Source organism: Deinococcus cellulosilyticus NBRC 106333 = KACC 11606, from assembly GCF_007990775.1.
Taxonomy (GTDB): Bacteria; Deinococcota; Deinococci; order Deinococcales; family Deinococcaceae; genus Deinococcus_C; species Deinococcus_C cellulosilyticus.
On record NZ_BJXB01000063.1, the window covers coordinates 1 to 7,296 of the forward strand.

Consider the following 7,296-nt stretch of genomic DNA (forward strand, 5'->3'; position numbering starts at 1 on the left):
TCATGTTAAGGGCAAGAGCAGCGTTTTGCTGTGTGCCTCCTAAAGCTTGGTATATTTTCACGAAAGAGGGAGGGTTTTCCCCTGCACATTTTCGCTGGTGTCCTTGCTTGAGCCACTTGCCTTGGTTTGGGCCTGAGCTGGGTGTTTTGAGGGCCTGCGATTTTTCATGTGTCGGTTGAAATTTTGAGTTTTCTGTTCAAATCTGTCGTTGCCTTTATAGAATCGACCATGGGATTTTCCAGATCATGACACTGCAATATTTTACTTCTGGTTTCCATCTCTTGAAGAAGTATTCCTTGTTTGTCAATACATGAAAACCCTGATCTTATAAAAATTGGAATTGATTCAAATTTCCAATCCAGCCGTATGAAATGATTTCGGCATTTCGTATGCTGTTTGGGTGTCCTCTACACCTGACAGTCCACCCATCGGCGAAATCTACGGAAACCGTTACCAAACGACCCACCTGATCAACTCTGGGAAGTACAGTGTGGTCCTCAAAGCCACCGATACGCTCACAGAAAACGCCTATGCCATCAAGTTGCTCCCCTTGCACGGTCCAGATGAGGGCCTGGTTCGCATCATGTTCAACAAAGAACGCTCGGCCCTGGAGAACTTCAGGCATCCAGCTGTGGTCGAACTTCAAGAAGCTTTCCTGTACCACGATGACCATTTCCAGACAGAAACGGCTTGCCTGGTGCTGGAATTGTGTGGAGACGGAAGCACCCTGGAGCAGCACATTGAAGATGCAAAGGCACGGCCTCACCGCCGAAGGCCTCTGGAATGGCGGGTGAAGCAACTCCTGCAACTGCTTGATGGCATCCGAGAAGTGCACAACCTGAGGATCCTGCACCGGGACATCAAACTCAAAAACATTCTCATGGACCACCACCGGGGCACCTTGAAGCTCTCTGATTTCGGAGTGGCCCGCCTCACCCAGCAATTCGGAACCCGTCAGATGATGACCCTGAGGGGACAGGACCACTTCAGTCTGCCCCATGCTGCGCCTGAAGTGCGCAACTACCAGGCACAAGGGGAAGGCACCGACTGGTACTCATTTGCCCTGGTGGCAGCAGAATTACTCACTTATCAAGTGGCCAGAGAGGATTTCACCCCAGATGATTTTTCGGCTTTTCTGGAGCCCCTGTCCCAGGAGGTTGGGGATGCGGGTTTTGCGGGTTTGTACCAGGTGCTTTACCACATGCTGAGTCAGCCCCTCAATGCCCGCCCGGAAGCAGGTGAACTGGAAGATGCCCTCAAAGGTCTCCTCGATGCCAACCTGATGCGTCAGGACACCCATGTGTTTTTTTCATCCAGGATCATTTCCCGCATTGCCGCAAACTTGAACCTTTCTTTGCCTGAGTTTCTGGCCAAGCTCAACGATGGCTTGCGGGTGGACATTGCCTTTCAGGACGACCAGCGCCAGATGCAAGTGGACCTGTACGGTCGGGAGGTGCATGCCCGGGCAAATCAGGCGGGGGACAACCTGGAAGTCATCCGTTGTGATCTCATGGGTGACCCCAAAAAGCTGCAAAAAAGGCGAGAAGCTTTTCCAGTGGCATACCGCATTGTTCACCATGCCACCCGTGACGCCGCTGATTTTCTGAACGAAGTCTTTGATTTGCTTCAGGACAAGAAAGTTCGGCTCACTGCCGAAAACAGGCGCAAAGCATACCTTGAGCTGTCCGAGCGCCTGCTTGACCTTCAACAGCAACGCAATGGACAACTCTGGGTGGACCTGTTGCCCATTCAGGTCACTGGTGGTCGGGGCGCAATTGAACAGATCACACCTGAGATGCACCTGGATGGCAGCAACCACGTCACCTTTCAAATCACGGCTGCCACCAACATTGAACCTCAGGACCTCAAACTGGGGTTCGAACCGATGGAAAACCTGGGCAGCACCCTGAAAGTCTGGACAGAACTGCTGGGGGGCGACATTGACATTGAACTGAAAAAAGCCAAAGGCAAACAAATGTTTGGCACCATCGTGGGCATTTCAGAAGAAGATCAGACCTTCACCGTCCGCATTGTTGGCAACCACAAACTCAAAACGGAAGAACCCATCACCTGCTTTGCCTTCAATCGGCTGGTGATGCGTGCCATTGAACGGCAGAAAATGGCCATCCAGGCCTTCATCAGTGGACAGACGGCCAACCCCAGGTTGCCCCAGTTGATCCTTGACCCAAACACCAACCGCTGTTTCCCCGAGCGCCAACTCAGCCTGATCCAGCAACACCTGCTGCCCCGCAATGAAGTGGAGCATCTGGTGAAAAGCACCCTGGGTGCCAGGGACTTCTACCTGATCCAGGGTCCCCCTGGGGCAGGCAAGACCACCACCATCAAAGAGGTGGTGGGACAGATTCTGGACCGAGAACCTGCGGCCCGCATTCTGATCACTTCCCAGAACAACGATGCGGTCAACAAGGCTGTTCGGGAACTGCAAGACCTTGCCAGTGACCCGAATCGGCCCCGGGCCTGGCGGTTCCTGCGGGAAGTCAGCAGGAGTCGGGCCGCCGAGAACGACCTGTCATTTGAAGCCACGTTTGAGGTGTGGTCGCAGACCACATTGCAGAACTCACAGGCTGTCTTGCCGGAATTGGAAACCCTGGTGGACTCAACAACCGTGAATCTGTCAGGCCTTCAGGAGACCCTGAAATATTGGCATGAAGAACTTCACGTTGCACCCACCCTGAAACAGGATTACCTGGCGAACATCCAGATTTTTGGGGTGACCTGTTTGCTGCTTCCGGTGTTGTTTCACAAGTACTCCCACCTGCAGGACATGCATTTCGACTGGGTGATTGTGGATGAAAGCGCACGGGCGCATCACAGTGAGCTGCTGGTGGCACTGGTGAAAGGGGAGCGTTTCGTGCTGGTGGGAGACCAGAAACAACTCCCACCCCACATTGAACAAGAAGACCGCGATAAGCTGCTGGAACACTACACCGAGCAGCAGGTGAAAACCTCGATGTTCCAGCAGCTCTTCGATCAGCTTCCAGCCTCCAACCGCACCCGCCTCAGCATGCAATTCCGCATGCATCCTTCCATCGCAGAGTTTGTCAGCAAGCTCTACTACGAGCAGGACGGTTTGATGCTCTCCTCAGGAGCAAACACTTCAGCAGGTAGGGTGCCCATTGCTGCCCTCAACCGTGACAGCCGGGTGTTCTGGTTTGATGTCAAAGGAGCAGAACAAACAGGCAAGGATGGCAAGAGCAAACTGAACCACCAAGAAATTCACAAATTAAGCAGCCTGCTGGTCCGCCTGAACCAAGCCTGTGAAACGACAGGGGAAGTCCTGGATGTGGCCATCATCACCCCCTATGCCGCTCAGAAAGAACACCTGCTCCAGCGCATTGCCCCCAACCGCCCCCAGGCGTGGAAACACCTGCGCATCAAAATCGATACGGTGGATGCTTTTCAGGGAGACCAGGCGGACATTGTTTTCATTTCCACCGTTATCACAGCTGGACGGGGTGCTCAACGCTGGGTGGGCGACCCCCAGCGTCTGAATGTGGCTTTCAGCCGAGCCAAACGTGCGGTGTTTATTTTCGGTGACCTTGATCGGGCTGCCCAGGACCCTGAACTCAAACGGGCCATTGAGCTGATTCCACAGGCCAATCGCATTCCAGGAGCAACTGCATGACCCAGTCAAGCCAACCCTTCGCTGAATATCCCATCGCCCTTCCTGTGCTGGTCTGGAAAGCTGACCTGGTGTGCCGTTGCAACCGCAAAGTGGCATTGCTGGAAGAAGTGGTGTTGCGGCTGGTGCGTGATGGAATCACCACCATTGAAACCATGACCCAACTTCTGGGCTTCAATGACACCACCATCGTCCAAAAGGTGGTTTCCCGCCTGATTCACGTCAATGCCCTCACTTACGATACCGACCTGGTGCCCACACTGACCCCTTACGGAACGGATGTCTTAAGTGTGGCCAGCATTCAGGACATCCGCACCTTTGAAAGCATGGTGATTCATCAGGATCCCATCCTGGGTGACCTCAGCTGGAAAGACGAAAAGGACCTGCAGGCTTACGGAACCCTGCAAGAAAACCAGCCTGAGACTTTCTTCATTGCCGTTCCCTTTCAAAATATTGACCTGGACCACCGGGAAGTCCAGGCACTCTTGCAGCGTCGCAGTGAACCCCTCCAAACCCACCCCAATGGCCTGGATGTGACTCAATTCGAGTTGCGCAGTGTGACCACCGAAAACAGTGATGTGATCAGGTTGTACCAGCAGGCTAGGCTGGTGTTGACGCGAAATGCGGGTGGCTGGGCTTTTCAGGTGCTGGAACGCAATCAAGAGCAACCCAGGTTGACCCAGGCCCTTCGTGGGGTGGAATTGGAAGGAACAGAAGTGTTTCCCCTTTACGATCCTCCTCGCACCTCCACGGCCCTGCTTGATGCTGGGAGAGACCTGTTGGGTATCGGAAGTGTCCATGGTTTTGAAGACCAGATGGTGACTGCCCTGACCGAACGCCTGCAAAGTGCCAACAGCACAGTGCATGTGTACGTTGGACATGCCAGATTACCCATGTGGGACACCTTGCTTAAAAACCTTGATGACCTGTTGGCTGCAAAACCTGCCCTCAAAGTCGAAATCCAAACAGATGTGGGCTTCTTGCATGGGATGGGATCAATTCATGAACACCCACAGGCCCAGCGGGTGGTGCAACGGCTCAAGAAATTCAGGGAGAACAGCAGGGTCAAGGTTCGGGACACAGGCCGCCAATACCCTCTTTGTGTGATCATCATTGATGGCGCTCAGGTCATGGTTCACATGGAAGATTGGCAGGAATACCTGAATGACCGTCATGTGAAAAGAAATGTGCTTGTGGATGGTTTGCGGGTGGTAACTGGGCCTGTGAACCAGTTTCTGGATAATTTACATGAGGTGCGATCTCATCCCAGAGGAGAGGATTGAAAGGGAATCACAGGGTCGGATTCGGGCATGAGTTTTGATGACTGGCCTGCCTTTGCCGAGGCAGGCTGTTGATTGAGGATGTTTCAGAATGCGTCATCAAACTTGAAACCAACAATCTGCTGTGGCCTGAGTAAGGTGGTTCGGGGTTTGCACTTTTTCAGGCTCTGCCATCATGAAGGTTTTTGCTGTCGGTAGATCCAAAGCGCTTGGGTGATCTGCTTTCAAGTTGTTAGGCACCTGAAAACCATGGGCGATATCTACCAAGGACGTGGAATAGTGTTCTGTTCACTTTGTGTCACTGACAAAACCCGTGGTGTTTCGTCTCGATGATAACGTCATGCGATTTCGCCCAAAGAAACTCATCAAATACTCATTTTTTAGGTAGGGATCTCTGGGTCTTTTTACTGGGTCAAGAACATCTGCTTTCCAGCCCATCAACCGAATAACTTCCCTGAAGGACTGTGGCTCTGTTGTGTCTCAAAATCCTCTTGAGGCATGGGTTGGGAGATTTTGATTGTGATACGGCAATCTGAGACAGTCCGATGAACAGCTTTTTGCTGTGTGAAAAGCATTTTCTGGCAATCATACTGGGTGAGGCTTCTCTGATACAGGGTGGCAAGGATTCGGGAGAAAACGTATTTTTTGAGTGATGATTTGATGTGCTGGACGCTCTTTTCCTGATGTCGAATGTTAAAATCCTGGAAAGTATATACTATAATGTATATATGGAGGTAATGCCATGACCACCAGCAAAGTCTTCACCTCGGGCGGCAGTCAGGCCGTGAGGATCCCCCGAGAGTTCAGAATCGACACGCAAGAAGTCACCATCGAAAGGATCGGGGACAGCCTGATCATCACCCCCCTGAAACCTGAAAATCACCGGGACACCTGGCTCAGCTGGTACGAGGGCATCGGAGCAGGGGAGACGATCGAGCGCGAACAGCCCGAAGAGCAGGAAAGGAACTGGGACCTTTGAGCCTGAAGTTTCTGCTGGACACCAACACCTGCATTTTCATCCTCAACCACAGGCCTCCCCATTTTGCAGAGCGCTTTGCAGAGCACCCGATTGGAAGCATTGGGGTGTCTTCGATCACGGCTGCAGAACTGCATTTCGGGATGCACAAGTCAGGGTCCCAAAAAAACCTGGAGCGCCTGAAGCACTTCCTGACCCCACTGCTGGTTCTGCCGTTTAATGATGAAGCGGCCAGGGTGTATGGCCGGGTGCGGGCAGACCTGCAGGCCAGAGGAACACCCATTGGACCCCTGGACACTTTGATTGGAGCCCATGCTCTGGCTCTGAAAGTCACCCTGGTGACGAACAACACCCGGGAATTCCAGCGAATTGATGGTCTGGCTCTGGAGGACTGGCTGTAGGTGGGTATGAAACCCTTCAGGCGGATCTGGAGGGCCATTTCTGGTCATTCTGTGGATCGATTCATTTTTCTCTGTCCAGAACGCTCTTTTTCCAAACGATTCATTTGATAAAAAAGTTCCAATTTAGTACCAGAGGGACAACACCACAATCCACCTTCACCTTTTCTTTTTTTGCCTGAGTTTTCCAGCGTGTTTTTGTTCGGGCATTTCTGGCCCCGGTGTCCTCCCGGGGTTTTCACCCTGAGCTTAGGCAAGTGCAGAGGCAGGGAGGGAAAAGACCCAGGAAAGGGGAGAGGAAACTTGATTTCAAAAAAGCAGAATCAGGCACTCTGTGGTAAAGGTGGTTGATCATATTTCAAGTGAAATTATTATCCTCTAGAGTTCTGTTAATAATAGAATGATATTCCCAATAAATCCCGCTTTTATTTTACGCGTTGACAATTGCGTATGTACACAACATAATTGAAGCATGCTCAAGGCATTCATTGATGGAGAACCCCTAAACACCCTCCGCATCATTTCAGAACGCCCCATCGAAGACATCTTCAGCCACCTCTCCCAATACGAAAGCACCAAACTCGCCCTCAAACTCATCCAGCGCAAAGACAAATGCAACACCCTCACCCCAGAGCTTGCCGAAGCTAAAGCCATCGGGGTGGCCTACTGCCTCCGGAACGCCCGAGAATACCTCCGGCAGACCGAAGTGTCCTGGACCACCCGCCTGCTGAACGGCTATTACGGGATGATGGCCCTCACCGGGGCATTGATGATCGCAGACCCCGACAACACCCACACCCTTCAGGACTTCGAGGGCTTCACCAAGAAAGGCCACGGCCTCAGCAACATCGACTCCGAAGCCCCTTTCCCAGAAGGGCAACTGATCTACCTCACCAAAAAAGGCCTGTTCCTGGAGTTCGCAACCCACCTGGGTTTGAAACTGGATGCCTTCAAAGTCAAAGACCGCCCTGAGAGCACCCAGGACCTGCACCTCATCAA

The 7,296-nt window shown here is 52.5% G+C and carries 5 protein-coding genes; all 5 read left to right on the forward strand.

The window, feature by feature from the left end:
• The first annotated feature begins 400 nt into the window (after positions 1-400).
• A complete protein-coding gene (locus DC3_RS28505; RefSeq protein ID WP_146892135.1) occupies positions 401-3,646 on the forward strand; it encodes an AAA domain-containing protein in 3,246 nt (1,081 codons plus the stop codon).
• Positions 3,643-4,926, forward strand: coding sequence for a hypothetical protein (locus DC3_RS28510; protein WP_146892138.1), 1,284 nt, complete (start codon positions 3,643-3,645; stop codon positions 4,924-4,926). The genes DC3_RS28505 and DC3_RS28510 overlap by 4 nt, the downstream gene beginning before the upstream one ends.
• Positions 4,927-5,665: 739 nt before the next feature.
• Positions 5,666-5,902 carry an antitoxin gene (locus DC3_RS28515; protein WP_146892141.1) on the forward strand — a complete coding sequence of 79 codons (237 nt, stop codon included), beginning with the start codon at positions 5,666-5,668 and terminating at the stop codon, positions 5,900-5,902.
• Positions 5,899-6,300: a type II toxin-antitoxin system tRNA(fMet)-specific endonuclease VapC gene (gene vapC, locus DC3_RS28520; protein WP_222594851.1), complete on the forward strand. Its 402-nt coding sequence runs from the start codon at positions 5,899-5,901 to the stop codon at positions 6,298-6,300. Before DC3_RS28515 ends, vapC begins: the two co-directional genes overlap by 4 nt.
• Positions 6,301-6,769: 469 nt before the next feature.
• A partial coding sequence (locus tag DC3_RS28525) for a YaaC family protein (protein ID WP_222594852.1) occupies positions 6,770-7,296 on the forward strand: 527 nt, incomplete at its 3' end.